Origin of the sequence: Streptomyces sp. BB1-1-1 (genome assembly GCF_031597775.1) — a bacterium.
GTDB classification, from domain to species: Bacteria; Actinomycetota; Actinomycetes; order Streptomycetales; family Streptomycetaceae; genus Streptomyces; species Streptomyces thinghirensis.
This window is the reverse complement of record NZ_CP134203.1, coordinates 6042778-6066236: the sequence shown is the minus strand read 5'-3', so window position 1 is coordinate 6066236 and position 23459 is coordinate 6042778. Positions and strand designations below refer to the sequence as shown.

The following is a 23459-nucleotide window of genomic DNA, read 5'->3' as shown; positions in this document are numbered from 1 at the left end:
ACTTCCCATGCCCAGAACGACGCTGCGCCGGCTCAACGGCTTCGACGACACCCCCGCGAAGCTCGCCGAGTCCACCCTGGTCCTCGTCGACTACCAGAACACCTACACGACCGGCGTCATGGAACTGGACGGCTGGCAGGCCGCCCTCGACACAGCCGCCCAACTGCTGGCGCGGGCCCGCGAGGAGGGCACGAAGGTCGTCCACGTCGTCAACGACGGCGGCGAGGGCACCCCGTACGACATCCGCGCCGAGATCGGCGCCATCCACCCGAGCGTCGCACCGGCCGACGGCGAGCCCGTCGTCGTCAAGAAGGTGCCGAACGCCTTCGTCGGTACCGACCTGGCCGAGCACATCGACGCCGCCGGCAACGGCGACCTGGTCATCGCCGGGTTCATGACGCACATGTGCGTGGCCTTCACCGCCCAGGGCGCCTTCCTGCGCGGCAACCGCCCGACCGTCGTGGCCGACGCCTGCGCCACCCGCGCGCTGCCCGTCGCGGGCCTGGAGCTGGACGCCCGGCAGGTCCACAACAGCGCCCTCGCCACCATCGCCGACCTGTACGGGGTCGTCGTCCCGTCCCAGAAGGAGATCTCCTGATGAAGCTGCTGCGCCCGGCCGTCGCCCTCGCCACCGCCGCCGTCCTCTCGGCCACCGTCGCCGCGTGCGGCGGAAGTTCGGAGGCCGCCACCTCCGAGGACAAGCCGTCGGCCGCCACCACGACCTCCGCCGAGAAGAACGTCGCGAAGGACACGACGACTCTGCGGCAGCTCAACGACTTCAGCGAGACCCCGGCCACGCTCTCCGACGCCACACTCATCATGGTCGACTACCAGAACACCTACACCGAGGGTGTGATGGAACTCGACGGCTGGAAGCCGGCGGTGGCCAACGCCGAGGCCCTGCTGAAGCGGGCCCGCGAGGCGGGTACGCCGGTCATCCACATCGTCGACAAGGGCTACGACCTGAAGTCGAAGGCGGGCCAGATCATCCCGGCGCTCAAGCCGGCCAAGGGCGAGCCCGTCGTCGAGAAGAGCGTCCCCAACGCCTTCCACGGCACCGATCTCGCCGAGCAGGTCAAGAAGGCCGGGAACAAGAACGTCATCGTCGCCGGGTTCATGACCAACATGTGCACCCTGTTCACCGCCCAGGGCGCGTTCCTGAACGGCAACGCGCCGACCGTGGTCGCCGACGCCTCCGCGACCCGGCCGCTGCCGCTGAAGGGCGACCCGGACGGCGTCCCCGCCCAGCAGGTCCACGAGGCGGCTCTCGCCACGGTCCAGGACCTCTACGGGGTCGTGGTCCCGTCGCAGAAGTCCCTGACCTGAGAACCTGACCCACCTTCACCCCCACCCTGAGATCCCCCACCCCGAACTCCCCCCACGCTGTTTTCCCCCCACATCGCCAAAAGGCACTTTCGCTCACCACAGAAAGCAGACAACGGGGCATGGCAACACGTAGAGGATTTCTGGGTACCGCGTCGGCCGTCGGGGCGGCAACGCTCTTCACCGGCCAGCAGGCCTCCACCGCCTCGGCGGCGACCGCGGGAATCACGGCGACCGACGAGAAGGCGGCACGCGACGCGATACGCGCCGTCAACACGAGAATGCGCGCGAACTACGCGACCCTCAAGAGCGAACTGACGACGCAGCTCAGTCCGGTCGTCGTCGTCTCGAACAACGCGGTCGGCGGACGCTTCACCCTCATCAACGGCGGCAAGCAGGTCGAGACCGTCGACCCGGTCCCGGAGTACTTCGAACTCGCCAAGTCGATCGCCCACGTCCCCCTGGGGATCTATTCGGTCCTCGCCGCCTACCTCAGCGACCAGGTCCCCAACATCCCCAACGCGGACCGGATCGACCCGCACGACCTTGACATGGTCGTCACCAAGGCACCGGGCGACAAGGGCTGGATCACCCCGCTGAACGCCTTCAAGACCACGCTCCAGACGGCGCACACGAAGCTCGGCACCGCGAATCTCCCCCTGGACCTGGAGAATTCCTGCGACAAGATCCTGAGTGAGGCCGTCAAGTTCATCGACGCCTCCGTCACCGCCCAGTCGTTCGACATGGTGTCGTTCAACCGGTTCGCGGCCACCGTCTACCCGTCCATCCGCGTCAACATGACCTTCGCCGCCACCGCGCAGATCACCGGCATCGAAGGGCTCATGAAGCGCTGGCGCACGCTGATCGGCGAGAAGGCGTGGAGCGACCTCTACGTCACCGTGCTGTCGATCTGGACCACGGCCGACCTGAACCAGGCGTCCATCATCATCCGCCGCACCATGAACCAGGCGAAGGTCGACACCCACCTGATCGACCTGCCGACCGTGGAGACCCCCTCGGACCCGATCTTCGTGGCCCTGGACAACCTCGCCCGCATCGTCCAGGACAACGTCGCCGCCGAGATGGTCTTCAACACCGATCTCAAGGTCGCCGACGCCCTCAAGGGCAAGGAGGACCTGCTCTCCGACGAGATCCTCCAGCAGATCGGCGGAACGGCGCCCACCGCCAGGACCGCCGCCTTCGGTACGGCGGCGGCGACGGCCGGCGCCTGCCCGATCACCGGTCACACCGCGGCGGTGTGATCACCGGGCATCCCCCGCCTCCGGGGCGGGGGATGCCCCTCCAGTGATCCGGCCCGGGGCCGGTCAACGTTTCTGTTCGAATTATCGTCTTCGCACGTGCCCCCGCCGTGCACCCCGATGACGCCGAACGGAAACCCCGACCGTGGTCCCTGCCGCACTGACGACCGTCCCCCGCCCCGAACGGCGCCGGGAGAGACGCCCGGGCGATGTCCTGCGTGCCTTCGGACGCCGGCATCGCGTGCCCCTGCTCGCCACGCTGCCCACCATCCCGCTGTACGCGGTGTGGTGGGTCTTTCTCGCCACCGGCGGGGGCGATCTGGCCGCGCAGCAGGCATGGGCCGACTTCGTCTCGCGGCACGGCGCATCGGCGTACGGGCTGTTCTGGTACGGCGGGGTGCACACCGCCAACTACAGCGTGATCTCGCCGTATCTGATGGCCGGGCTCGGTGTGCGCACGGTCACCGCGGTGTCCGGGCTGGCCGCCTCGTGGCTGGCGGCGGTGCTGATCGTGCGGGCCGGGGTGCGCAGGCCGCTGTGGCCCGCCCTGCTCGCCTCCCTCGCCCTGTGGTGCAACGTCGCCTCGGGCCGTACGACCTTCGCGCTCGGCGTCGCCTTCGGGCTGGCCGCCTGCGTGGTACTGGTTCGGGAGCGGCGGCTCGTCCTCGCCGCCGGGTACGCGGCCCTGGCCACCATGGCGTCGCCGGTGGCCGGGCTGTACCTGGCGGTCGTGGGGGCCGGGTACCTGCTCGTACGGGACCGGTGGCGCGCCCTGGTCCTCCTCGTGCCGCCCGCCGCGGTCGTCGGGCTGACCACGCTGCTGTTCCCCTTCACCGGCGAGCAGCCGATGCCCGCGGCCCGAATATGGCCGCCGGTCGTGCTCGGCCTCGCCGTCACCGCGCTGGCCCCGCGTACCTGGCGGGTCACCCGGTGGAGCGGGGCCGTGTACGCGGCCGGCACCGTACTGACGTATCTCATAGCCTCCGCCGTCGGCACGAACGTCGAGCGGTTCGCCGAGTACTTCGCGCCCCCCGTGCTGCTCGCGGCCCTGCTCAGCACGGACCGGACACGGCGGATCGCTCGCGACCTGCTGATCGTCGCCCTCGTCTTCTCCGTCGGATGGATGGGGAAGAAGACCGCCGACGACCTGAAGGAGTACACCGTGGTGCCGGCCTGGGCCACCGAGACGGACGGCGTCGTGCGGGCGCTGGACGGGCTCGGGGCCGACCGCACGCGGGTGGAGGTCGTACCGGCCCGCGACCACCGCGAGGCGGCCGGGCTCGCGCCGCACGTCAATCTGGCCCGTGGCTGGAACCGGCAGCTCGACGTGGAACGCGCCCGCCTCTTCTACGACGGCACCTTCTCCGCGGCCACCTACCGGGACTGGCTGGACCGCTGGGCGGTCGGCTTCGTCGTCCTGCCGCTCGCCAAGCCGGACGGGCCCGCCCGGGAGGAGGCGCGGCTCGTGCGGGACGACGGTCTGCGGCCCGAGTGGCTGGAGCCCGTCTGGGAGGACGAGCACTGGCGGGTGTACCGGGTGCGGGACGCCGTACCGCTCGTCTCCGAGCCCGGCACCGTCGTGACGACCACCAGCGCCGACCTGGTGCTGCGCGTGGACCGGCCCGGCCCGGTGACCGTGCGGGTCGCCTGGTCGCCGTGGCTGCGGGCCGACGGCGGGTGCCTCACCCAGGACGGCGAGTTCACCCGCCTGACCGTCGACGCGCCGGGCGAGTACCGGATCAGCGGCCGGTACGGTCCTTCGCCGGGGCCGGCGGGTCGCTGCTGATCCCCTCGGCGGGCGGGGCGTTGTCCTCGGCCGGGGGCGGGGCTGGGGCGGGGATGGCGTTCGCGGCCGGGATGGCGTTCGCGGCCGGGGTGGTGTCCTTGGCCGGGGTGGTGGCCTGCGCCGGGGTGGTGGCCTTGGTCGCGGTCGCCATCCGTGCCCTCGGCCCCTGGAACAGGTACGCCAGGCCGAAACCCGCCACGACCACGGCCGCGCCGCCCACCGCGTCCAGGATCCAGTGGTTGCCGGTCGCCACAATCGCCGCGACGGTGAAGAGGGGGTGGAGGAGGCCGAGGGCTTTCATCCACATCTTCGGGGCGACGATCGCGATCGCCAGCCCGCACCACAGCGACCAGCCGAAGTGCAGCGACGGCATCGCCGCGTACTGGTTGGTGAGGGCCGTCAGCGTGCCGTAGTCGGGCTTCGAGAAGTCCTGCACCCCGTGGACCGTGTCGATGATCCCGTACCCCGGCATCAGACGCGGCGGCGCCAGGGGGTAGAGCCAGAAGCCGACCAGGGCCAGCAGCGTGGCGAAGCCGAGGGACGCGCGGGCCCAGCGGTAGTCGACCGGGCGGCGCCAGTACAGGACGCCGAGGACGGCCAGCGGGACGATGAAGTGGAACGACGTGTAGTAGAAGTCGAAGAAGTCCCGCAGCCAGCCGATCTTCACCACCGCGTGGTTGATGGCGTGCTCGATGTCGATGTGCAGGAAGCGTTCGATGTCGAGGATCTGCCGGCCGTGCTCCTCCGCGCGGGCCCGGCCCGCCGAGTTGCTGCCGCCGGTCGCCGCGAGGCGGACCTGGGAGTAGGCGGCGTAGGTGACCCGGATGAGGAGAAGCTCCAGGAGGAGGTTGGGGCGGGTGAGGACCCGGCGCAGGAACGGCAGCAGGGGGACGTGCTTGAAGCGGGTCGGGACCGGGGGCGCGTAGCTCGTCGGGACCGGCGTGTCGAAGTACGGCGAGGTGCGGGACAGGAACGGCACGGCGACGGCGGCGGCCAGCGCCGCGAGGAGTACGACATTGTCGCGCAGGGGGTACAGGGCCGCCATGTTCGGCAGGATCATCTTCGCGGGCAGCGTCATCACCAGGACGACGGCGACCGGCCACACCAGCCGGTCGGATGCGCGCTTGCCGACCCGGCCGACGAGCGCGGGCAGCACCCACAGCAGCTGGTGCTGCCAGGTGGCCGGCGACACCACGACCGCCGCGCAGCCGGTGATGGCGACCGCGAGCAGCAGCTGACCGTCGCGTGCGTAGCGCACGGCGCGGCGCAGGGCGAGGACGGCGACGGCCGCGCCGAGCAGGAGGAAGAGGGAGATCTCCAGGGGCCCGGAGAGGCCGAGTCGCAGCAGGACGCCGTGCAGCGACTGGTTGGCGAGGTCGTCGGCCTCGCCGCCCAGACCCACGCCGGCCATGTGGTGGACCCAGTAGGTGTAGGAGTCCTGCGCCATGGCCGCCCAGGCGACGGCGGTGCAGGCGAGGAACGTGACGCCGGTGGACACGGCGGCCCGTCTGCGGTCGGTGAACCACAGCAGGGGGACGAAGAGGAGGACGGTCGGCTGGAAGGCGGCGGCGACGCCGATCAGCGCGCCGCCGATCCGGTCGCCGTGTTCGCCGCGTACGGCGAAGCAGCCCAGCAGGACGAGGAGGACCGGGATGATGCTGGTCTGGCCGAGCCACAGCGCGTTGCGCACCGGCAGCGACACCATCAGCAGGCTGACTGCCACGGGCGCCGCCAGCAGTGCCGTACGGCGGCCCACCGGCTTCGGCAGGGCGCGGGCGGCGACCAGCCCGAGGGCCACGACGAGCAGCAGCGAGCCGAAGGTCCAGCCCCAGCCGAGGGCCTGTTCGGCGGCGCGGGTGAACGGTTTGAGGACCAGGCCGACGAAGGGCGTGCCGGTGAACTGCGTGGACTCGTAGAGGGACCCCTCCACGTGCAGGACACCGTGTTCGCCGACCCAGGTCTCCAGGTCCGTCAGGCGTTCCCCGCTCGGAGTGGAGAGGACCGTGGCCAGCTGCCGTACGGCGAGGACGGCGGCGACCAGCCACAGGCCGAGGCGCGCGACCCGTAGCCGTGCTCTGGTCGCATCGACGGCCGGGCCTCCGAAAGCCTCCGCCGGTCGCCCACTGTGCTCCGCATTCGCCACGCCTCGTCGGCCTCCCGCCCCGTTCGTACCGCGCCCGTGTACGCGGTGTGTTGTCCTTGCGAACCCTATGAGGCTCGCACCACCCCCGGGGGGAGACGCAGGCAACCCCCGTTCAACCTGACCGCCGCCCGCACTTCGCCCCGTCTTTTCCCGACCGCCCGGCCGTTTGTTCGGACGACGATAGTGCGGGAGCGGTGTCGACGCCTCCGGTGGAAGCGAGAAGGATCACAGGTCACGGGGGAAGAGCGCGCTCCGTGGCGTGCGGATTTCCCTGCGTGTACGCCGTTTCCGTGCACTGTGCAACGAAAAGCATACCGGGCGTAAGCGGCGCATCAGCGCCTATGGTCGCTTTTCTGCCCGTGGCCGAGTGCCGCGGGCTTCTTTCCGGCCCGGCGACAGCGCCGCCGTGCGGGTCGTGGCGTCCCTGTCCCCGTCGAAAGGTAGGCGAGCGAAGCTTTGTCGGCTGCCCCCGTCGCCACTCACCCGTCCCGCACGCCCCCCGCGCCCCCGTCACGCGCCGCCGGCGCACCCACCGTCACCGACCCCGCGCTCGTCAGGCGTGCCGTGAAGGCGGCGGCGCTCGGCAACGCGATGGAGTGGTTCGACTTCGGCGTCTACAGCTACATCGCCGTGACGCTGGGCAAGGTCTTCTTCCCGTCCGGCAACCCGACCGCGCAGCTCTTGTCGACGTTCGGCGCCTTCGCGGCGGCGTTCCTGGTCCGCCCGCTCGGCGGCATGGTCTTCGGGCCGCTCGGCGACCGGGTCGGACGGCAGAAGGTCCTCGCCCTCACGATGATCATGATGGCGGCGGGTACGTTCGCCATCGGGCTCATCCCCTCGTACGCGACGATCGGTGTCTGGGCGCCGGTGCTGCTGCTTCTCGCGCGGCTGGTGCAGGGCTTCTCCACCGGGGGCGAGTACGCGGGCGCGTCCACCTTCATCGCCGAGTACGCGCCGGACAAGCGGCGCGGGTTCCTGGGGAGCTGGCTGGAGTTCGGCACGCTGGCCGGGTACATCGGCGGTGCGGGTCTGGTGACGCTGATGACGGCGCTGCTGTCCGACGGCGACCTGACGTCCTGGGGTTGGCGGATCCCGTTCCTGATCGCCGGGCCGATGGGCATCATCGGGCTGTATCTGCGGATGCGGCTGGAGGAGACGCCGGCGTTCGCGGCCGAACTCGACAAGGCGGAGGCCACGCGGCCGAAGGTACCGCTGCGGGACATGATCACCGGTCAGTGGCGGGCGCTGCTGCTCTGCGTCGGCCTGGTGCTGGTCTTCAACGTCACCGACTACATGCTGCTGTCGTACATGCCGAGCTACCTGACGAGCGAGCTGAAGTACGACGAGACCCACGGCCTGCTGGTCGTACTGGCCGTGATGGCCCTGATGATGGTCGTCCAGCCGTTCGCCGGCGCGCTGACCGACCGGGTCGGGCGGCGGCCGGTGATCGCGGCGGGCTGCGCGGGCTTCCTGCTCCTCTCCGTCCCGGCGCTGCTGCTGATCCGCGAGGGCAGCCTGCTGGCGGTGGGGCTGGGCATGGCCGCGCTCGGACTGCTGCTGGTCTGCTTCACCGCGTCGATGCCGTCCGCGCTGCCGGCGCTGTTCCCGACGCGGGTGCGGTACGGCTCGCTGTCGATCGGCTTCAACGTGTCCGTGTCCCTGTTCGGCGGGACGACGCCGCTGGTGGTGACGGCGCTGATCGGGGCGACGGGCGACATGATGATGCCCGCGTACTACATGATGGCCGCGGCCGTGATCGGCGGCGTCGCGGTGTGGTTCATGTCGGAGTCCGCCGGACGCCCACTGCCGGGCTCGGCACCGGCGGTCGACGGCCGCGGCCGCGGCCTCTAACCAGGTGCCTGCGGCGGCCTGCGCGGATCGGGTGGGGGTGCGCGTAGCGCGTTCTGTTTCGTTGTGGGTCGGGCCGCGCCGGGGGGTGTCCGTCCTCGGAACGGCGCGGAATCGGTCGGCCGCAGAAGTACCGGCGCGGACGCGCCAACCGCTGCGGGCGAACACCCCCCGACACGCCCCTCCTCGCCGTACGCGGCTACCCGTCCGCGGCTACCCGTCCGCATAGCCGCCGCCGCGGGCGAACACTCCCCGACGCGCCCTCCTCGCCGCACGCGGCCACCCGTCCGCGTAGCCACCGCCGCTGCCCCCGACGCGCCCCTCCTCGCCGTCCGCGGCTACGTCCGCCGTAGCCGCCGCTGCGGGCGAACACCCCCGACACGCCCCTCCTCGCCGTACGCGGCTACCCGTCCGCGTAGCCACCGCCGCTGCGGGCAGTCGTGCCGCTGGGGCGGCACGGGTGGGCGCAGCGGCACCCCGCCGGCGCCGGGCCGCGTCACCCACCCCCGGCCCGCCCGCACGCCGGGCGACCAGGGAGCGCCGGCCCACTGACCGCACCGCACCCGGCCGAAACACGCCCACGAAAGCGCCCCGCCACACCGCCACCCTCCGGCTATCTTCGTTAGCACATCTACTTAGAAAAGCTAACGACGCACACGGGAGGCCCCGCCATGAGCGACTCGCAGCTCTGGGACGACGTCGACGCCTACTTCACCACCCACCTCGCACCCGGCGACGAGGCCCTGGAGGCGGCCCTGCGGGAGAGCGACGCCGCCGGGCTGCCGCAGGTGAACGTCACCGCGAACCAGGGCAAGTTCCTCCAGCTCCTCGCCCGGATCCAGGGCGCCCGCACCATCCTGGAGATCGGCACCCTCGGCGGCTACAGCACCATCTGGCTGGCCCGCGCCCTGCCCGCCGACGGCCGCCTGGTCACCCTGGAGTACAGCGCCCGGCACGCCGAGGTCGCCACCCGCAACATCGCCCGCGCCGGCCTCGACGCCCTCGTCGACGTACGCGTGGGTCCCGCCCTGGAATCGCTGCCGAAGCTCGCCGACGACAACCCGCCGCCCTTCGACCTGGTCTTCATCGACGCCGACAAGGGCAACAACCCCCACTACCTGGAGTGGGCCCTGAAACTCACCAGCACCGGCAGCCTGATCGTCGTCGACAACGTGGTGCGCGGCGGCCGCGTGGCCGACGCCGACGACACCGCCGACGACGTACGCGGCACCCGCGCCGCCATCGAGCTGATCGGCAGCCACCCGCGGCTCAGCGGTACGGCCGTCCAGACGGTCGGCAGCAAGGGGTACGACGGGTTCGCGCTGGCCCGGGTGCTGGCCTGATGACCGGCAGACCGGCCCGAGGACGAGCGCGCGAACCTCACTCGTGGTAGAAGCCCACGTTGACGCTGCGCGGCTCCGCGCGGTCCTGGACCACGATCTCTCCGCTGCCGCCCCTCGGCAGCGGCACGGTGCCGCCGTAGGCCAGGGGCCACGCATGACCGCCGACGGTGAGCCGGACCTCGGAGGAGGGATCCGGCTGCGAGCCCCGCAGCCAGGTCAGCTGCCACGTGCCGTCGGGACCGCACCGGAACTCCAGATGGATCCGGGAGACGAACAGCCAGTCGTCCGGCGTCGACAGCCGGCACACGGACTTGTCCCGGCCGACCCGCAGCACCGCGCCGGGCTCGCTGGGCGCGTCGGCCATCTGCATGCCGGCCGTGGCACCCGCGTCGGCCGCGGTGACGGCGGCCATGGTGAGTTCGAGCACGTGCGCTCCTTCGCAGACCTCAAGACGTCCGTCGTTGGCTGTCGCCGCCGAATGATAGATCGGCCGGTGGCGCGGTGTCCGGCACAATGGGGTCATGACCGAGCGAAAGCCACCCGGCGTCGACTTCGAGTCCTGGGTCGACAAACAGATCCGTGATGCGGACGCGCGCGGCGAGTTCGCGGAACTGCCCGGCGCGGGCAAGCCCCTGCCGAGCGAGTTGGACGGCACCTACGACGAACTGTGGTGGGTCAAACGGAAGATGGCCCGCGAGGGCTTCTCCGTGCTGCCGCCCACCCTGGCCCTGCGCAAGGAGGCGGAGGACGCCCTGGAGGCGGCGGCGAACGCCCCGTCGGAGCGGGTGGTCCGCCGCATCGTCGAGGAGATCAACGTCAAGATCCGCGACGTCATGTTCAAGCCACCGCCCGGCCCCCCGCTGGGTCTGAAGCCCTACGACGTCGAAGAGGTCGTACGGCAGTGGCGGGAGCGCCGGGCGGAGCGGTGACGCCCGTGGTTCACAGGCGCATCAGGCGGTCCGCCAGCTCACGGTAGTCCCGCAGGGCCAGGCGGAGTTGTTCGGTGTCGGTGCTCGTCGCGCGGTCGTCCCCGCCGGTGTCCTGCCAGGACGTGCGCAGCGTGCGGCGGCGGTGGGTCACGGCGTCCGTGAAGCGGGCGGTGATCTCCTCCAGGACGCGGTCGGCCTCCTCGACCGAGGCACGCGGCGCGTCGACGAAGTCGGCCACCGCGTGCTGGAGCCGCTGCCCCAGCTTGTCGCACTCCTCGTGCGGGAGGAGCGTGCTCCCGTGGGCGGCCGGGGACGTGGTGCTCTCGTGCCGGGCCGGGGACGTGGTGCTTTCGTGCCGGGCCGGGGTGGTGGTGTCCAGGCCGGGGGTGGTCTCGGCGCGAGCGCCGGGAGCCGGGTACGCCTCGTCCGTCCGGTCGGTGCCCAGGGCCGTCTCGCCGTGGGTGCCGGGTGTCTGCCTGTCCCGCTCGGCGGGGCTGCCGCCGGGCTGTCGGGTCACATCGGACATGTGCCTCAACTCTCCTTCGGCTGGCGCTTGCTGAGCGACCAGGAGTGGTGCGGGCGGGTGTGGGCGGGCGCGGATCCGTCGCCGCCCGTTCCGGCCCGGTGGCGGCCGGTGTCGTGACGGTCCGGGCGTACCAGGTCCTCGAACAGCGCGCGGGCCTCGACCATGGACTCGCGCATCTCCTCCGTCCCCGCGCCGCTGTCCTGCGCGCCGTCCACGCGCGCGTGCGTCACGCGGTGCACGCGCCGGTAGCCGTCGACGTGGTGGGCGTGGTGCACGGACAGCGCCGCGAGCTGCTCCTCGTACTGCCCGCCGTCCGGGAAGCCCCGGGCGCCGGCCAGCTCCGAGAGCAGCCGGTCCGCCTCGCCGACCGCCTCGCGCGGAGAGTCGACGAAGCGCTCCTGGGCCGCGGTCCAGCGCGCCTCGAAACTCTCGCGCTCGGCCGGGTCCAGCGGCCTCTGGTGCAGTGACCCGTGCCGTTCCACGCGCTCGGCGAGTTCGCGCTCGGCGGCCTTGGTGTCGCCGTCGTGCCGGGCCAGGGCCCGGTCGTATTCGGGCCCGAAGCGCCGCTTCAGGCTTCCGCCGTGCTGAGGGCCCCGCGCGCGCAGGGCCAGTACGGCCGCGACAACGAGCACGGCCGCCACGATCACGATCAAAGCGATGATCACGCCTGTGGACATGAGTGCCTTCCGGGTTCTCGGCCCTACCGGCTCTCCGAACGGGCCGGTTCGCTGTTCGGGTTGCCCCGGACTCCGCCCTCAAACGGCGCACAGCGCGCGCGGAGGGCGCATCGGTGCGAAAATGCGCTTGCACACGGGGCGGGTCGCCTCCCGACAATGCCGGTCATGACCTGGACCGTCGCCCCTGAACCGTACGACTCCCGCGTCGCCGCCGCCCTCTGGCGCGCGTACTACACGGAGGTCAGCGACCGCTATTACCTGCTGCACGAGGGGCGGCCCACCGACCCCGGCGAGCTGGAGCGGGAGATCGCCGCGCACTCCGGCGCCGACCTGGTGCCGCCCCGGGGTCTGTTGCTGGTCGCGCGGTACGGCGGTGAAGCGGCGGGCACGGCGGGCGTACGGCTGCGGGACGGCGCCACCGCCGAGCTGACCCGGGTGTTCCTGTACGAGCGGATGCGCGGGCGGGGCGGGGCCGCGCTGCTCGTGCGGGCCGCCGAGGACGCGGCACGGGCGCTCGGCGCCTCGCGGATGGTCCTCGACACGCGCGGCGACCTCGTCGAGGCCCGCGCCCTGTACGCCCGGCTCGGCTACACGGAGACCGAGGCGTACAAGGAGGACCCGTACGCCGAGCACTGGTTCGCGAAGCGGCTCCCGCGCGCCGCGTGACCGGGCTCAGCCCGCCCGCGTCGGCGTGCGCGGGTCGTGCGGGCGCTCCCGCTCCGAGCCGCACAGCTCGCCGGTGAGCTCCTTCACGAGCCGCACCAGGTCGGTCGGCCGGTCCGGGCCCCACCAGTCGCCGAGCAGCTCGGCCAGGGATTCCTCGCGGGCCAGCGCCAGCCGTTCCGCCACCTCGCGGCCCCGGTCGGTGAGGACCAGGTCGAGTCCCTCGCGGACGGCGAGGTGCCGTTCCTCCAACTGGCGGGCGGCGGCCATGACGGTGGTCAGCGGGACGGGGCCGCGCTCGGCGAGGAGAGCCGGTTCGACCCGGCCGTACCTCCTGACCCGCAGCAGCACCCAGCTCGACGCGGGCAGCAGGTCGTAGCCCGCCCGCGCGGTGATCCTGCGGTAGATCTCCCGGCGCCCCTCCCGGGTGCCGAGCACCGACAGCGCACGGCACACCTCGTCGTGCGAGGACCGCTCCACCGGGTTGCTGGCGAGGGTCTGTGTGCCGTCCGGTGCCGTGACCGAGCCGCGCAGCCGGTCCTCCTTCAGGAACCAGGCCAGCAGGAAGCCGAGGAGGGCGACGGGGGCGGCGTACAGGAAGACGTCGGTGATGGCGGAGGCGTAGGCGCTCAGTGCCTCGGGCCGCAGGGTGGGCGGCAGGGCGCCGATGCCGCGCGGGTCGGCCTTCAGGGTGTCCACGGAGACACCGGGCGGGAGTTCGGCGCCCCGGAAGGCGTCCGCCAGTTTGTCGCCGAGGCGGCCCGCGAAGATCGTGCCGAAGACGGCCACGCCGAAGGACGCGCCGATGGAGCGGAAGAAGGTCGCGCCGGAGGTGGCGACGCCCAGGTCCTCGTACGCCACGGCGTTCTGCACGATGAGGACGAGGACCTGCATCACCAGTCCGAGTCCCAGGCCGAAGACGAAGAAGTAGGCGCTCATCTCGGCGGTCGCGCTGTTCTCGTCGAGCTGGTGCAGCAGGAGCAGGCCGAGGGTGGTGACGGCGGTGCCCGCGACGGGGAACACCTTCCAGCGGCCGGTGCGGCTGACGATCTGCCCGGAGACCGTCGACGACAGCAGCAGGCCGAAGACCATCGGCAGCATGTGCACACCGGACATGGTCGGGCTGACGCCCCGGACGACCTGGAGGAACGTCGGCAGGTAGGTCATCGCGCCGAACATCGCGAAGCCGACGACGAAGCTGATGACGGCGGAGAGCGTGAAGGTGCGGATCCGGAAGAGCTTGAGGGGGAGGACGGGCTCCGCGGCCCTGCGCTCCACGGCCACGAAGAGGGCTGCCAGGACGACTCCCAGCACCGCCAGGCCGATGATCTGCGGCGACCCCCAGGCCCAGGTCGTGCCGCCGAGCGAGGCCACCAGCACCAGGCAGGTCGCGACGGACGCGATGAGGAGGGTGCCGAGGTAGTCGATGACGTGCCGGGTGGTCCGGCGCGGAATGTGCAGCACCGCCGCGATCACGGCGAGCGCGACGATGCCGACGGGCAGGTTGATGTAGAAGACCCAGCGCCAGCTCAGGTGCTCGGTGAAGATCCCGCCGAGCAGCGGCCCGAGCACGCTGGTCGCGCCGAAGACGGCACCGAAGAGCCCCTGGTAGCGTCCGCGTTCACGGGGCGAGACCAGGTCGCCGACGATCGCCATGGACAGCACCATCAGGCCGCCGCCGCCCAGCCCCTGGAGGGCGCGGAAGGCGATCAGTTCGGACATGCTCTGCGCCACGCCGCACAGCGCGGAGCCGACCAGGAAGATCACGATCGCCGTCTGGAACAGCTTCTTGCGCCCGTACTGGTCGCCGAGCTTGCCCCACAGCGGAGTGGCGGCGGTCGCGGCCAGCATGTACGCGGTGACCACCCAGGACAGGTGCTCCAGGCCGCCCAGGTCGCTGACGATGGTGGGCAGCGCCGTCGACACGATGGTCTGGTCGAGGGCGGCGAGCAGCATGCCCAGCAGCAGGGCGCCGATCGAGACGAGAACGCCGCTGGAGACCTGCTCCTGTGCCTCGCCCTGCCCTTCACCCTGCCCCGGGGGCGGTACCGGGTCCTTCGCCGCGCGTACATCTCCCGCCATGAAGACCTCCCACGGACGTCTCACCTTCCATCCCGGTCGGTGTGACCAGTTATGGGCGGTTCAGTCCTGCGAGAAGCCGGCATTCCGGGGGCGTGCGCGTGGGAGTGTGGAGAAGATCTGCATAATCTCTGGAGTTCGCGAGGGGAGTCGCGAGGGGAGGGACGAACGCGTGGAACAGCAGAAAGAGCCGCCGCGGGAGCCGCGGGAGCGGCCCCAGGGGCACTCGTGCCCGGAGTGCGGAACGCCCAGGGAGGCGGACAACACGCCCGCCTGCGCCTGCGGGTCACGGGCGTCCGACGCCCTGCGCGACGCGCGTACGGCACAGGCGGCAGCGGCGGAGGACTTCGATCCGCTGCGCATACGGCCGTACGTCGAACTGGACGGCGGCGCCGGGGAGCCGGGGACGCCCGAGACACCCGGGGCGCGCGGGACGGTGGCGCCTTCGGGAGCCTCCTCGTCCGGAGCGCCCACGTCCGGAACGCCCTCCGAACCGGTGTCCGCGGCGGCCCACGCCGACTCCGCGTCCCCGTCCGCGTCCGTGCCGCCCTCCCTGCCCGACCCGGACGCCACCATGACGCTGCGCGCCGTCGGCGCCGAGCCGCCCGGCGCGACCACGGAGACGACCTCCACCCTGCCCACGCCCCTGGCACCCTCGGCCGGCCCGCCCAGCGCCCACGACCTGCGCCTGTTCGAGACCTCGCCCGGCTCGTCCGCCGCCCCCTTCGCGCCCGGGGAGCCCGCGGGGCCCGGTGCGGACGGTACCGGCGGACGTCCGCCGCGCAAACGGCGCCGGAGCGTGCTGTTGAGTGCCGCGGGGGCGGTCGTGGTCGTGGTGGGCGCGGCCGGGTACGCGAGCGGCCTGTTCTCCTACGAGACGCCGTCCCGGGACGGGGCGCTGCCGGACGAGGTGCGGGCGAGCGTCCCGGCCCCGTCGACCAGCGAGGCCTCCGCGACCCCCGAGTCGAGCGCGCCGTCGGCCCCCGAGACCTCCGCGGCGCCGTCCCCGTCCGCCTCCGCGTCCCCCAGTGCCAGTCCGTCGTCCTCGCCGTCCCCGTCGGCGTCGAGCGCCTCGCCCACGCCGTCCCGGTCGGCCGAGCCGACGCGGAGCACGACGACCGCACCGGCCGACGGCCCCACACAGGAATCCGAGGACGAGGACCGCGTACCCGACGGAGGCGGCACGCTGCAGCGCGGTGACCGCGGCCCCGAGGTCGTCGAGCTCCAGCAGCGTCTGGCCCAGCTGCATCTCTACACCGGCGACACCAACGGCAACTACAACCGCCAGGTCGAGGACGCGGTCCGCACCTACCAGTGGGCCCGCGGCATCCGCGACGACGCGCTCGGCGTCTACGGGCAGGTCACCCGGGGCCGGCTGGAGTCGGAGACGCGGGAGCCGTAGGCGGCCTTCACGGGCGTGCCCGCCAAGACGGCACGGTCCACCAGGGCGTCGGGGCCCGCCGGACGCCACGGTCCGCCAGACGTCACGGTCCGCCAGACGTCACGTTCCGCCAGAGCGTCACCGCGTCGTCCCGCCCCGCACCGGCCGTCAGCCGATGTGCAGCCGCAGCGTCCCGTCCGCGCCGGCCTCCACGCGTACGCGCGTCAGGTCCTCCACGACCACGTCGGGCCCGTGGACACCGGCCCGCGGGCCTACGCCCACGACCTGCATCCCGGCGGCGCGCGCGGCCGTGATGCCGGCGCCGGAGTCCTCGAAGGCGATGCAGTCGCCGGGGGCGATGCCCAGCTCGGCGGCGCCCTTGAGGAAGCCCTCGGGGTCTGGCTTGCTGGCGCCGACCGACTCGGCGGTGACCCGGACGTCCGGCTGGGCGAGGCCGGCGGCGGCCATCCGCGCGGTGGACAGCGGCACGTCGGCGGAGGTCACCAGGGCGTGCGGCAGCCCGTGCAGCGAGGCGAGGAACTCCGACGCCCCGGGGATCGCGACGACACCCTCGGTGTCGGCGGTCTCCTCGGCGAGCATGCGGGCGTTGTCGGCGTGGTTCTGCTCCATGGGCCGGTCCGGCAGCAGCAGCGCCATCGAGGCGTAGCCCTGCCGTCCGTGGACGACCTTCATGACCTCGTCGCCGTCCAGGCCGTGCCGGTCGGCCCAGCGCCGCCAGACGCGCTCTACGGCGGCGTCCGAGTTGACGAGGGTGCCGTCCATGTCCAGCAGCAGGGCACGGGCGGTGAGAACGGTGGTGGCGGTGGCCGTCATCGGCAGACTCCAAGGCGCGGAAGAGGGGCGCAGGGCGTGTCCCCGGGGACAAGGCGGCCCCGCCCGCCGGTCAGGGAGAACGGGCGGGAGCCACTTTGTTTCTCTACGGTACAAAACGGGTCGGGGATTGCGCCACCGCCCCGCCGGAACGTTCACGAACCGTTCAGCCGGCGACCGCCTCCCACAGGCTCCACACCCCGAGGCCCAGCATGAGCAGCGCCGCGACCTTCGTGATCAGCGCCAGCGGCACCCGCTTCATCAGGGCCTTTCCGCCGACGATGCCGAGCCCGGCCACCGCCCACAGGGCGAGCACCGCGCCGAGGCCGACGGAGAGCGGGTCGTCGTAGCGGGCCGCGAGGTTCGCGGTCATGATCTGCGTGAGATCGCCGAACTCGGCGACCAGGATGAGCATGAATCCCGCCCCGGAGACCTTCCAGAAGGACTGGTCCTCGGGCTTGCGGATCTCCTCGTCCTCGTCGTCCTTCTTCATCAGCAGCACGGCGGCGCCGCCCAGGAACAGCACGCCGGTGATCGCGTGCACGATCTGCTGCGGCAGCAGGGTCAGCACGCTGCCGGCCGCGACCGCGAGCACGACGTGCAGCAGGAAGGCGGCGGCCACGCCGGCGAAGACGTACGAGGCCCGGTAACGGGTGCCGAGGACGAGGCCGGCGAGCGCGGTCTTGTCCGGCAGTTCGGCGAGGAAGACGACGCCGAAGACGACTGCCGTCACGGTCAGGCTGATCAAGGGATCCTCTATCGGTCGGGGCCGCCCCACCGAGAGTGCTGGTCCTGCGCTGCGGACACCTCGGCACGGCAGCACACGGTCGCCCCCGCCGTACGGCGCGGGCGTGCACTGCTTGCCGAAGGTCTCGCTGGCCGGCCCCGCGTACGAGGCCTGCCTCCGGGCGCCGGCTCAGACGAGCTGAGCAGTGTGTCGACGGTCCGGCGAAGAGCTACTCCCCTTCTGCGCCGTCCATAGTACGCGAGCCCCGCCGGCGGGGCCGAGGGGGCGGAAGTCCCGGGACGTTCCGTCACGAGTCCTGCCGCGCCCATAGACGTGCCATGCACACGTCACTAACTTCTTACCGACCGCACACCTGTGCGCCATGCGGCGTCGCGAGCATTCCCCTGCCCGCGTCCCAACACCCCCACACTCCAAGGGAGTTCGCATGCCGAAGTTCTACGCGCGTCGACGGCTCGGTGTCCTCGCCGCGTTCACCGGACTCATAGCCTCCGCCGGGCTCCTCAACGGCCCGGCCGCCTCCGCCGCCCTCCCCACCCCGGTCAGCGCCGCGACCGCCCGCTCCTACCTCGCCTCCCTCACCGTGGAGACCGAGAGCCGCACCGGCTACGACCGCGACCTCTTCCCGCACTGGATCACGCAGTCCGGCACCTGCAACACCCGCGAGACCGTCCTCAAGCGCGACGGCTCGGGCGTCGTCACCGACTCCTCCTGCGCCGCCACGCGGGGCAGCTGGTACTCCCCCTACGACGGCGCCACCTGGTCCGCCGCCTCCGACGTCGACATCGACCACCTCGTCCCGCTCGCCGAGGCCTGGGACTCCGGCGCCGGCTCCTGGAGCACCTCCCGGCGCCAGTCCTTCGCCAACGACCTGACCCGTCCCCAGCTCCTCGCGGTCACCGACAACGTCAACCAGTCCAAGGGCGACCAGGACCCGGCCACCTGGATGCCCTCGCGCAGCGCCTACCGCTGCACATACGTCCGCGCCTGGGTACAGGTGAAGTACTACTACGACCTCTCGGTCGACTCCGCCGAGAAGTCGGCGCTCCAGAACAACCTCGCGAACTGCTGACGCCCCGTCCATCGCGTGTTCGGCGCGGAGCCTCCCCGCCGGCCTCCGTCGTTCCGTACCGTACGGGGCGACGGAGGAGGGGATCACCATGGCCGGACTGCGCCTGGGACCACTGCTGAGATACACCGACGGCTCGTCGGCGACCATCTGGGTCGAGACGAACCGGCCCTGCACCACCGAGGTGCGCTGCGCCGACGGCTCCCGCGGCACGACCCGCACCTTCCAGGTCGCGGGCCACCACTACGCCCTGGTCCCGGTGACCGGCCTGACACCGGGCACGGCGACCGAGTACGAGGTGCTCCTCGACGGAGCCCGCGTATGGCCGCCGCCGGACTCGCCGTTCCCTCCCTCGGTGATCGCCACGCCCCCGGCGGACGAGGGCATGCGCATCGCCTTCGGCTCCTGCCGCTGGGCGTCGCCGCCGGCCGGCGAGAAGGACCCGGTGGGCCCGGACGCGCTGGACACCCTCTCCGGCCGCATCGCGGCCGACCCGGAGGGCACCCGCCCCGACGTGCTGCTCCTGCTCGGCGACCAGGTGTACGCTGACGAGATCTCTGACGCCACGCGCCGCTGGATCGCGGGCCGCCGCGACCTGGCGGAGCCTCCCGGCGAACAGATCGCGGACTACGAGGAGTACACCCGCCTCTACGACGAGTCGTGGAGCGACCCCCAGGTGCGCTGGCTGCTGTCCACCGTGCCCAGCTGCATGATCTTCGACGACCACGACGTCATCGACGACTGGAACACCTCCGCCGCCTGGCTCGCCGACATGCGGGCCACGGACTGGTGGCGTGAGCGGCTGCTGAGCGGGCTGATGTCCTACTGGGTGTACCAGCAGCTGGGCAACCTCTCCCCGGACGAGCTGGCCGCCGACCCCCTCTACGCGGCCGTCCGCGAGGCCCCCGACGGCACCGACGTGCTCCGTACGTTCGCCGCGCGGGCCGACGCCGACCCGGCCTCCGTCCGCTGGAGCTACCGGCGCGACTTCGGCCGCGTACGGCTGGTGATGGTGGACTCCCGCGCGGCCCGCGTCCTCCAGGAGGACCGCCGCACGATGCTCGACCCGGGCGAGGCCGCCTGGCTGCGCGAACAGGTCATGGAGGAACGCGACTCCTACGACCACCTGCTGATCGGCACCTCCCTGCCCTGGCTGCTGCCCCACCTCGTGCACGACGTGGAGGCGTGGAGCGCCGCGATGTGCGTCGGCGAACGGGGCGCACGCTGGGCACGGCGCGGGGAGCGGATCAGGCGCGGGGCCGACCTGGAGCACTGGTCGGCCTTCCCGACCTCCTTCGACTCCCTCGCGGACCTGATCGCCGAGGCCGGTACGGGGCCCGGGGCGCCCGCGACCGTGAGCGTGCTGTCGGGCGACGTCCACCACGCCTACGTGGCCGAGCCGTCCTGGCCCGGCCGCGCGCCCGACGCCACGGTGGCCCAGCTGACCTGTTCCCCCGTCCACAACTCCGTGCCGCTCTCCATCCGTCTCGGCTTCCGCTTCGGCTGGAGCGCCCCGGCACGTGCCCTCGGGCGGCGCATCGCCCGGCACGGACGCTGTGGGCCGCCGGCGGTGGGCTGGCGCAAGACCGGCGGGCCCTGGTTCGGCAATCAGCTCATGACGCTGACCCTGCGGGGGAGATCGGCCCGGCTGCGCCTGGAGCAGGCGCGGGCGGAGCGCGACGGGACGACCGCCCTGCGGACGGTCACGGAGAGGGAGCTGGCGTAGGCGGGGGGCGGAGCCGGGTATGAATCAAGACACACCGGCGGGCTCCGCTGTCTGCGTGGGAGCGCTCCCACCTGCGGCGGCCGTCGCGGCGGAAGGGTGACCATGCGCCAAGCCATGGCCAAATGTTGAACTTGCAAGTACTCGTTAGGCTCACCTAACGTGGGCGGCCCACTCGGTTTCGTCCCCCACCGGCCTCGACGGGCCGGCCCGACCGAAGGAGCTCCCCCCACATGTCCGGACGCCTCAACAGCGCCCAGCCCTACGCCCTCGGCCTCTTCCGCATCGTCGTCGGCCTCCTCTTCGCCTGCCACGGCGCCGCCTCCCTGTTCGGCGTCCTCGGCGGCGCGTCGGGAAGCGGCGGCACGATCGAGACCGGAACCTGGCCGGGCTGGTACGCGGCCGTGATCCAGTTGGTCGGCGGCGGCCTCGTCATGCTCGGCCTCGGCACCCGCGCCGCCGCGGTCGTCTCCTCGGGCTCCATGGCCTACGCGTACTTCAAGGTGCACCAGCCGGGCGCCCTGTGGCCGATGGAGAACGGCGGCGAGGCCTCCGCCATGTTCTGCTGGGCCTTCCTGCTGCTGGCCTTCACCGGCTCCGGCGCCTTCGGCCTGGACCGGCTGTTCGCCCGGCGCACGTCGGAGCAGGAGAAGACCTCCACCGAGAGGCAGACACCGGTCGCGGCCTGACCCGGACAGGAGCGGCGCCTTCCCCGAACCGGGGGGCGCCGTTCACGCTCTTCCCGGCGACCGGCGACCGGCGACCGGACGACCGCGGGGGCGCGGGTACCGAGGCCGAGCGTCGGGCGTGAACGCCCACTCGCGAGTGAACGCTCCGTGGCGAACACACGAGGCCCCTGTGAACCGTCCGTCACACCCCCGGCGTACGCTGTATGGCTGTCATCGGCCGCTCCTGCCGTCCCCGCGTCTCGCGGCATGGCCCGGCCCACGGGGGAGTAACGGGGAGTTGTGGTGGTCGAGAGTCTCGGCAGTATCGGTTCGCTGGTCAGCAGCCCATGGATCTATGCGCTGGTCGCCGTCTCGGTGCTCCTCGACATCTTTCTGCCGGTGCTGCCGAGCGGTGTCCTTGTGATCACGGCGGCCACGGCGGCGGCCGCGGGCTCGGGCGCGGCGGCCGCCGGGCGGGTTCCGGACGACGTCCCCGACATCCTGGTCCTGACGCTGTGCGCGGCGACCGCCTCGGTCCTCGGCGACCTGGCGGTCTACCGCCTCGCGTGGCGCGGCGGGCCTCGCCTGGACCGCGCGATCGCCCGTTCCCGTCGGCTGACCACGGCGCAGGAACGTCTCGGCGGGGCTCTCGCCCGAGGCGGCGGCGCCCTCGTCGTCCTGGCCCGGTTCGCCCCCGCCGGCCGCTCGGTCGTCTCTCTCGTCGCCGGTACCGCCCACCGCCGGATCCGCGAGTTCCTCCCCTGGTCCGCCCTCGCCGGACTGGCCTGGGCCGCCTACAGCGTGGCCCTCGGCTACTTCGGCGGTCAGTGGCTGGGGGCGACCTGGCTGGCGGCGGGGGTGTCGCTGGTGGCGCTGTTCGGCGCGGGGGCGGGGGCCGCGTACCTGATGCGCCGCCAGCCCCGGGCGACGGAGGCTTCGTGATCGCCGAGGCCGGCCGCCGCGCGGCGCGCGTGTAGGCCTCGCGGCAACGGACCAGGGGATGTCACGAGGCCCGTCGCGCGCCTCCCCGCACCTCCAGGCCGGCCAGCAGGTCAGCCGTGGCCCCGGCGACGGCCTCCACCGCCTGTTCGAAGACCTCCCGGTTGTGCGCGGCCGGCGCACGGAACCCGGAGATCTTGCGCACGTACTGCAGGGCGGCGGCCCTGATCTCGTCCTCCGTGGCCTCCTCGGCCAGCACGGGCGGACGCAGTGTCTTGATGCTGCGGCACATGACGTCAGTCTCCCTTCTCCAGGTCCACCCGCCAGTCGTTCGATCTGATCCAGTGGCCCTTCGGATACTCGAAGTCGGCCTGTCCGAGCAGGGCGAAACCGGCCCCGCGGCAGACCGCGTTGGAGGCGGCGTGGTCGACGCTCGGGAACGCGTGCAGATAGCGGTGCGTCCCCTCGGCACGGGCCGCCTCGCGCACCGCACGGGCCGCCCGCACGGCGAGCCCCTTCCCCTGGAACTCCGGCAGCACCGCCCATCCGGTCTCCCAGACCTCCGCGCCCTGCCAGGTCCGCTGCCAGTACCCGATCGAGCCGACGGTCTCACCGCCGTCCGCCAGGGCGACCCGGTACATCCGCCCCGGGCCCGGCTCGGCGTACCGCCGATGCCGGGCCGCGAGCTGCTCCTCGGTCTCCGGGCCGCCCAGGTGCGCGGTCATCTCGGGGCTGTTGGTCCTGCGCAGCAGCCACAGATCCGCCTCCGCCCAGGGGACCAGACACACCCGCTCCCCGCCCCGCGCCCTGTCCTCCACCGCCCGCTCGTCCACGCCTTCCATGCTCTTCACGGTAGGGCAGGGGTCTGACAGTCGGCCCCGGCGGCGACGGCCACACTTTCGCGTGAACCATCGAAGGGAACGCGCGCCTCAAAATCGAACAGGCGTATCATTGGCGCGTGGCTACGACCTATGATTTCCCCAGTGACCTCCTCGCCGGTCAGGAGGAACTGCATCAGGTCCGGGCCGAGCTGTCGGCCCTGCTGAAGAGACTTCCCTGGTCCGTCGAACCGCTCGACGGATTCAGCGACAAGAACGGCTGGCGCAAGGTCGAGCGCCCGGCCTCCCCCGGCTGGTCGGCGGACGAGCAGGCCGAGGTGGAGAAGCTCCGGCGGCGCGAGCGCGAACTCGCCGTGTTCGTCAGCACCCATCGCTACTGGTCGGAGATCACCGGCCCGGACCAGGTGAGCGCCCGCTCGGAGCTGAAACGCGCCCACGAGGCCCCGGCCGGGGAGACCCCGCCTGCGTCTCAGTGATCTCGGTGCTGTGGGGTTCATCCGGGAAAGACCGCCGGCGGGCACACGCGAGAGGCCCCCGGAAGATCTCCGGGGGCCTCTGGCACCGACGACAGCGGCGCCGGTCCTGGTGGGCGCGGACGGTTTCGAACCGCCGACATCCTGCTTGTAAGGCAGGCGCTCTACCCCTGAGCTACGCACCCAGGACGAGTCGACAGCCTACATGGCCCGGG

General features: G+C 72.3%; 23 protein-coding genes and 1 tRNA gene. 14 read left to right on the top strand and 10 right to left on the bottom strand.

Annotated features, from left to right (window positions below):
• The first annotated feature begins 7 nt into the window (after window positions 1-7).
• From RI578_RS27755 to RI578_RS27740, 4 genes are all read left to right on the top strand, one after another.
• Window positions 8-598: a cysteine hydrolase family protein gene (locus tag RI578_RS27755; protein ID WP_310873616.1), complete on the top strand. Its 591-nt coding sequence runs from the start codon at window positions 8-10 to the stop codon at window positions 596-598.
• Window positions 598-1326, top strand: a complete 729-nt coding sequence (locus RI578_RS27750; RefSeq protein ID WP_310873615.1) for a cysteine hydrolase family protein — start codon at window positions 598-600, stop codon at window positions 1324-1326. Before RI578_RS27755 ends, RI578_RS27750 begins: the two co-directional genes overlap by 1 nt.
• A gap of 119 nt (window positions 1327-1445) precedes the next feature.
• On the top strand, window positions 1446-2585 hold the full coding sequence (locus RI578_RS27745) for a hypothetical protein (protein ID WP_310873614.1): 1140 nt from the start codon (window positions 1446-1448) through the stop codon (window positions 2583-2585).
• Window positions 2586-2727: 142 nt separating this feature from the next.
• Complete coding sequence (locus RI578_RS27740; RefSeq protein ID WP_310873613.1) at window positions 2728-4368, top strand: hypothetical protein; 1641 nt, start codon at window positions 2728-2730, stop codon at window positions 4366-4368.
• Here RI578_RS27740 and RI578_RS27735 read toward each other — a convergent pair.
• On the bottom strand, window positions 4322-6511 hold the full coding sequence (locus RI578_RS27735; protein ID WP_310873612.1) for a bifunctional glycosyltransferase 87/phosphatase PAP2 family protein: 2190 nt from the start codon (window positions 6509-6511) through the stop codon (window positions 4322-4324). The two genes, RI578_RS27740 and RI578_RS27735, sit on opposite strands and share 47 nt — an antisense overlap.
• A gap of 456 nt (window positions 6512-6967) precedes the next feature.
• On the opposite strand from RI578_RS27735, the gene proP reads away from it, so the two are divergent.
• Entirely contained in the window at window positions 6968-8362 is a 1395-nt protein-coding gene (gene proP / locus RI578_RS27730) for a glycine betaine/L-proline transporter ProP (protein ID WP_310873611.1), read from the top strand.
• A 668-nt stretch (window positions 8363-9030) separates the two neighbouring features.
• Window positions 9031-9702, top strand: a complete 672-nt coding sequence (locus RI578_RS27725; RefSeq protein WP_310873610.1) for an O-methyltransferase — start codon at window positions 9031-9033, stop codon at window positions 9700-9702.
• 37 nt (window positions 9703-9739) lie between these two features.
• Here the strand turns inward: RI578_RS27725 and RI578_RS27720 are convergent, their stop codons facing one another.
• Entirely contained in the window at window positions 9740-10129 is a 390-nt protein-coding gene (locus RI578_RS27720; protein ID WP_310873609.1) for an FHA domain-containing protein, read from the bottom strand.
• Between the two features lie 94 nt (window positions 10130-10223).
• Between RI578_RS27720 and RI578_RS27715 the strand changes: the two genes are divergently transcribed.
• Window positions 10224-10631, top strand: coding sequence for a DUF1992 domain-containing protein (locus RI578_RS27715; RefSeq protein ID WP_310873608.1), 408 nt, complete (start codon window positions 10224-10226; stop codon window positions 10629-10631).
• Window positions 10632-10641: 10 nt separating this feature from the next.
• On the opposite strand, the gene RI578_RS27710 is transcribed toward RI578_RS27715, so the two are convergent.
• Both RI578_RS27710 and RI578_RS27705 read right to left on the bottom strand, forming a co-directional pair.
• Window positions 10642-11157 carry a hypothetical protein gene (locus tag RI578_RS27710; protein WP_310873607.1) on the bottom strand — a complete coding sequence of 172 codons (516 nt, stop codon included), beginning with the start codon at window positions 11155-11157 and terminating at the stop codon, window positions 10642-10644.
• Window positions 11158-11162: 5 nt separating this feature from the next.
• On the bottom strand, window positions 11163-11834 hold the full coding sequence (locus RI578_RS27705; RefSeq protein ID WP_310873606.1) for a hypothetical protein: 672 nt from the start codon (window positions 11832-11834) through the stop codon (window positions 11163-11165).
• 165 nt (window positions 11835-11999) lie between these two features.
• On the opposite strand from RI578_RS27705, the gene RI578_RS27700 reads away from it, so the two are divergent.
• Window positions 12000-12500 carry a GNAT family N-acetyltransferase gene (locus RI578_RS27700; protein ID WP_310873605.1) on the top strand — a complete coding sequence of 167 codons (501 nt, stop codon included), beginning with the start codon at window positions 12000-12002 and terminating at the stop codon, window positions 12498-12500.
• 6 nt (window positions 12501-12506) lie between these two features.
• On the opposite strand, the gene RI578_RS27695 is transcribed toward RI578_RS27700, so the two are convergent.
• Complete coding sequence (locus tag RI578_RS27695) at window positions 12507-14579, bottom strand: MFS transporter (RefSeq protein WP_310873604.1); 2073 nt, start codon at window positions 14577-14579, stop codon at window positions 12507-12509.
• 169 nt (window positions 14580-14748) lie between these two features.
• Here RI578_RS27695 and RI578_RS27690 point away from each other — a divergent pair, with 169 nt between their 5' ends.
• Window positions 14749-15978 (top strand): peptidoglycan-binding protein, encoded by a 1230-nt coding sequence (locus RI578_RS27690; protein ID WP_310873603.1) that lies wholly within the window; start codon window positions 14749-14751, stop codon window positions 15976-15978.
• Between the two features lie 147 nt (window positions 15979-16125).
• Here RI578_RS27690 and RI578_RS27685 read toward each other — a convergent pair whose 3' ends face one another.
• Complete coding sequence (locus tag RI578_RS27685; RefSeq protein ID WP_310873602.1) at window positions 16126-16791, bottom strand: HAD family hydrolase; 666 nt, start codon at window positions 16789-16791, stop codon at window positions 16126-16128.
• Window positions 16792-16954: 163 nt separating this feature from the next.
• Window positions 16955-17536, bottom strand: coding sequence for a TMEM165/GDT1 family protein (locus RI578_RS27680; RefSeq protein WP_210958621.1), 582 nt, complete (start codon window positions 17534-17536; stop codon window positions 16955-16957).
• A 424-nt stretch (window positions 17537-17960) separates the two neighbouring features.
• Here RI578_RS27680 and RI578_RS27675 point away from each other — a divergent pair, with 424 nt between their 5' ends.
• From RI578_RS27675 to RI578_RS27660, 4 genes are all read left to right on the top strand, one after another.
• Window positions 17961-18605 carry an HNH endonuclease family protein gene (locus RI578_RS27675; protein ID WP_310873601.1) on the top strand — a complete coding sequence of 215 codons (645 nt, stop codon included), beginning with the start codon at window positions 17961-17963 and terminating at the stop codon, window positions 18603-18605.
• A gap of 88 nt (window positions 18606-18693) precedes the next feature.
• A complete protein-coding gene (locus RI578_RS27670; protein ID WP_310873600.1) occupies window positions 18694-20328 on the top strand; it encodes an alkaline phosphatase D family protein in 1635 nt (544 codons plus the stop codon).
• 230 nt (window positions 20329-20558) lie between these two features.
• Window positions 20559-21014 (top strand): DoxX family protein, encoded by a 456-nt coding sequence (locus RI578_RS27665; RefSeq protein ID WP_310873599.1) that lies wholly within the window; start codon window positions 20559-20561, stop codon window positions 21012-21014.
• Window positions 21015-21296: 282 nt separating this feature from the next.
• A complete protein-coding gene (locus RI578_RS27660; protein WP_210958613.1) occupies window positions 21297-21935 on the top strand; it encodes a DedA family protein in 639 nt (212 codons plus the stop codon).
• Window positions 21936-21996: 61 nt separating this feature from the next.
• Here RI578_RS27660 and RI578_RS27655 read toward each other — a convergent pair whose 3' ends face one another.
• Together RI578_RS27655 and RI578_RS27650 are read right to left on the bottom strand one after the other, a co-directional pair.
• Entirely contained in the window at window positions 21997-22224 is a 228-nt protein-coding gene (locus tag RI578_RS27655) for a DUF2277 domain-containing protein (RefSeq protein ID WP_310873598.1), read from the bottom strand.
• A 4-nt stretch (window positions 22225-22228) separates the two neighbouring features.
• The gene (locus RI578_RS27650) at window positions 22229-22774 is read right to left on the bottom strand and encodes a GNAT family N-acetyltransferase (RefSeq protein WP_310873597.1); all 546 of its coding nucleotides are present in this window, start codon (window positions 22772-22774) and stop codon (window positions 22229-22231) included.
• Between the two features lie 116 nt (window positions 22775-22890).
• Between RI578_RS27650 and RI578_RS27645 the strand changes: the two genes are divergently transcribed.
• Window positions 22891-23247 carry a hypothetical protein gene (locus RI578_RS27645; RefSeq protein ID WP_310873596.1) on the top strand — a complete coding sequence of 119 codons (357 nt, stop codon included), beginning with the start codon at window positions 22891-22893 and terminating at the stop codon, window positions 23245-23247.
• Between the two features lie 107 nt (window positions 23248-23354).
• Here the strand turns inward: RI578_RS27645 and RI578_RS27640 are convergent.
• Window positions 23355-23429 (bottom strand) — tRNA-Val (locus tag RI578_RS27640).
• Between the last annotated feature and the right edge of the window lie 30 nt (window positions 23430-23459).

Excerpts from the sequence above, each read along its gene's own strand:
- RI578_RS27665 (WP_310873599.1), top strand. The coding sequence starts at position 20,559 with ATGTCCGGACGCCTCAACAGCGCCCAGCCCTACGCCCTCGGCCTCTTC.
- RI578_RS27715 (WP_310873608.1), top strand. The coding sequence starts at position 10,224 with ATGACCGAGCGAAAGCCACCCGGCGTCGACTTCGAGTCCTGGGTCGAC.
- RI578_RS27695 (WP_310873604.1), bottom strand. The coding sequence starts at position 14,579 with ATGGCGGGAGATGTACGCGCGGCGAAGGACCCGGTACCGCCCCCGGGG.
- RI578_RS27710 (WP_310873607.1), bottom strand. The coding sequence starts at position 11,157 with ATGTCCGATGTGACCCGACAGCCCGGCGGCAGCCCCGCCGAGCGGGAC.
- RI578_RS27745 (WP_310873614.1), top strand. The coding sequence starts at position 1,446 with ATGGCAACACGTAGAGGATTTCTGGGTACCGCGTCGGCCGTCGGGGCG.
- RI578_RS27670 (WP_310873600.1), top strand. The coding sequence starts at position 18,694 with ATGGCCGGACTGCGCCTGGGACCACTGCTGAGATACACCGACGGCTCG.
- RI578_RS27705 (WP_310873606.1), bottom strand. The coding sequence starts at position 11,834 with ATGTCCACAGGCGTGATCATCGCTTTGATCGTGATCGTGGCGGCCGTG.
- RI578_RS27650 (WP_310873597.1), bottom strand. The coding sequence starts at position 22,774 with ATGGAAGGCGTGGACGAGCGGGCGGTGGAGGACAGGGCGCGGGGCGGG.
- RI578_RS27685 (WP_310873602.1), bottom strand. The coding sequence starts at position 16,791 with ATGACGGCCACCGCCACCACCGTTCTCACCGCCCGTGCCCTGCTGCTG.
- RI578_RS27725 (WP_310873610.1), top strand. The coding sequence starts at position 9,031 with ATGAGCGACTCGCAGCTCTGGGACGACGTCGACGCCTACTTCACCACC.
- RI578_RS27675 (WP_310873601.1), top strand. The coding sequence starts at position 17,961 with ATGCCGAAGTTCTACGCGCGTCGACGGCTCGGTGTCCTCGCCGCGTTC.
- RI578_RS27750 (WP_310873615.1), top strand. The coding sequence starts at position 598 with ATGAAGCTGCTGCGCCCGGCCGTCGCCCTCGCCACCGCCGCCGTCCTC.
- RI578_RS27655 (WP_310873598.1), bottom strand. The coding sequence starts at position 22,224 with ATGTGCCGCAGCATCAAGACACTGCGTCCGCCCGTGCTGGCCGAGGAG.
- RI578_RS27755 (WP_310873616.1), top strand. The coding sequence starts at position 8 with ATGCCCAGAACGACGCTGCGCCGGCTCAACGGCTTCGACGACACCCCC.
- RI578_RS27700 (WP_310873605.1), top strand. The coding sequence starts at position 12,000 with ATGACCTGGACCGTCGCCCCTGAACCGTACGACTCCCGCGTCGCCGCC.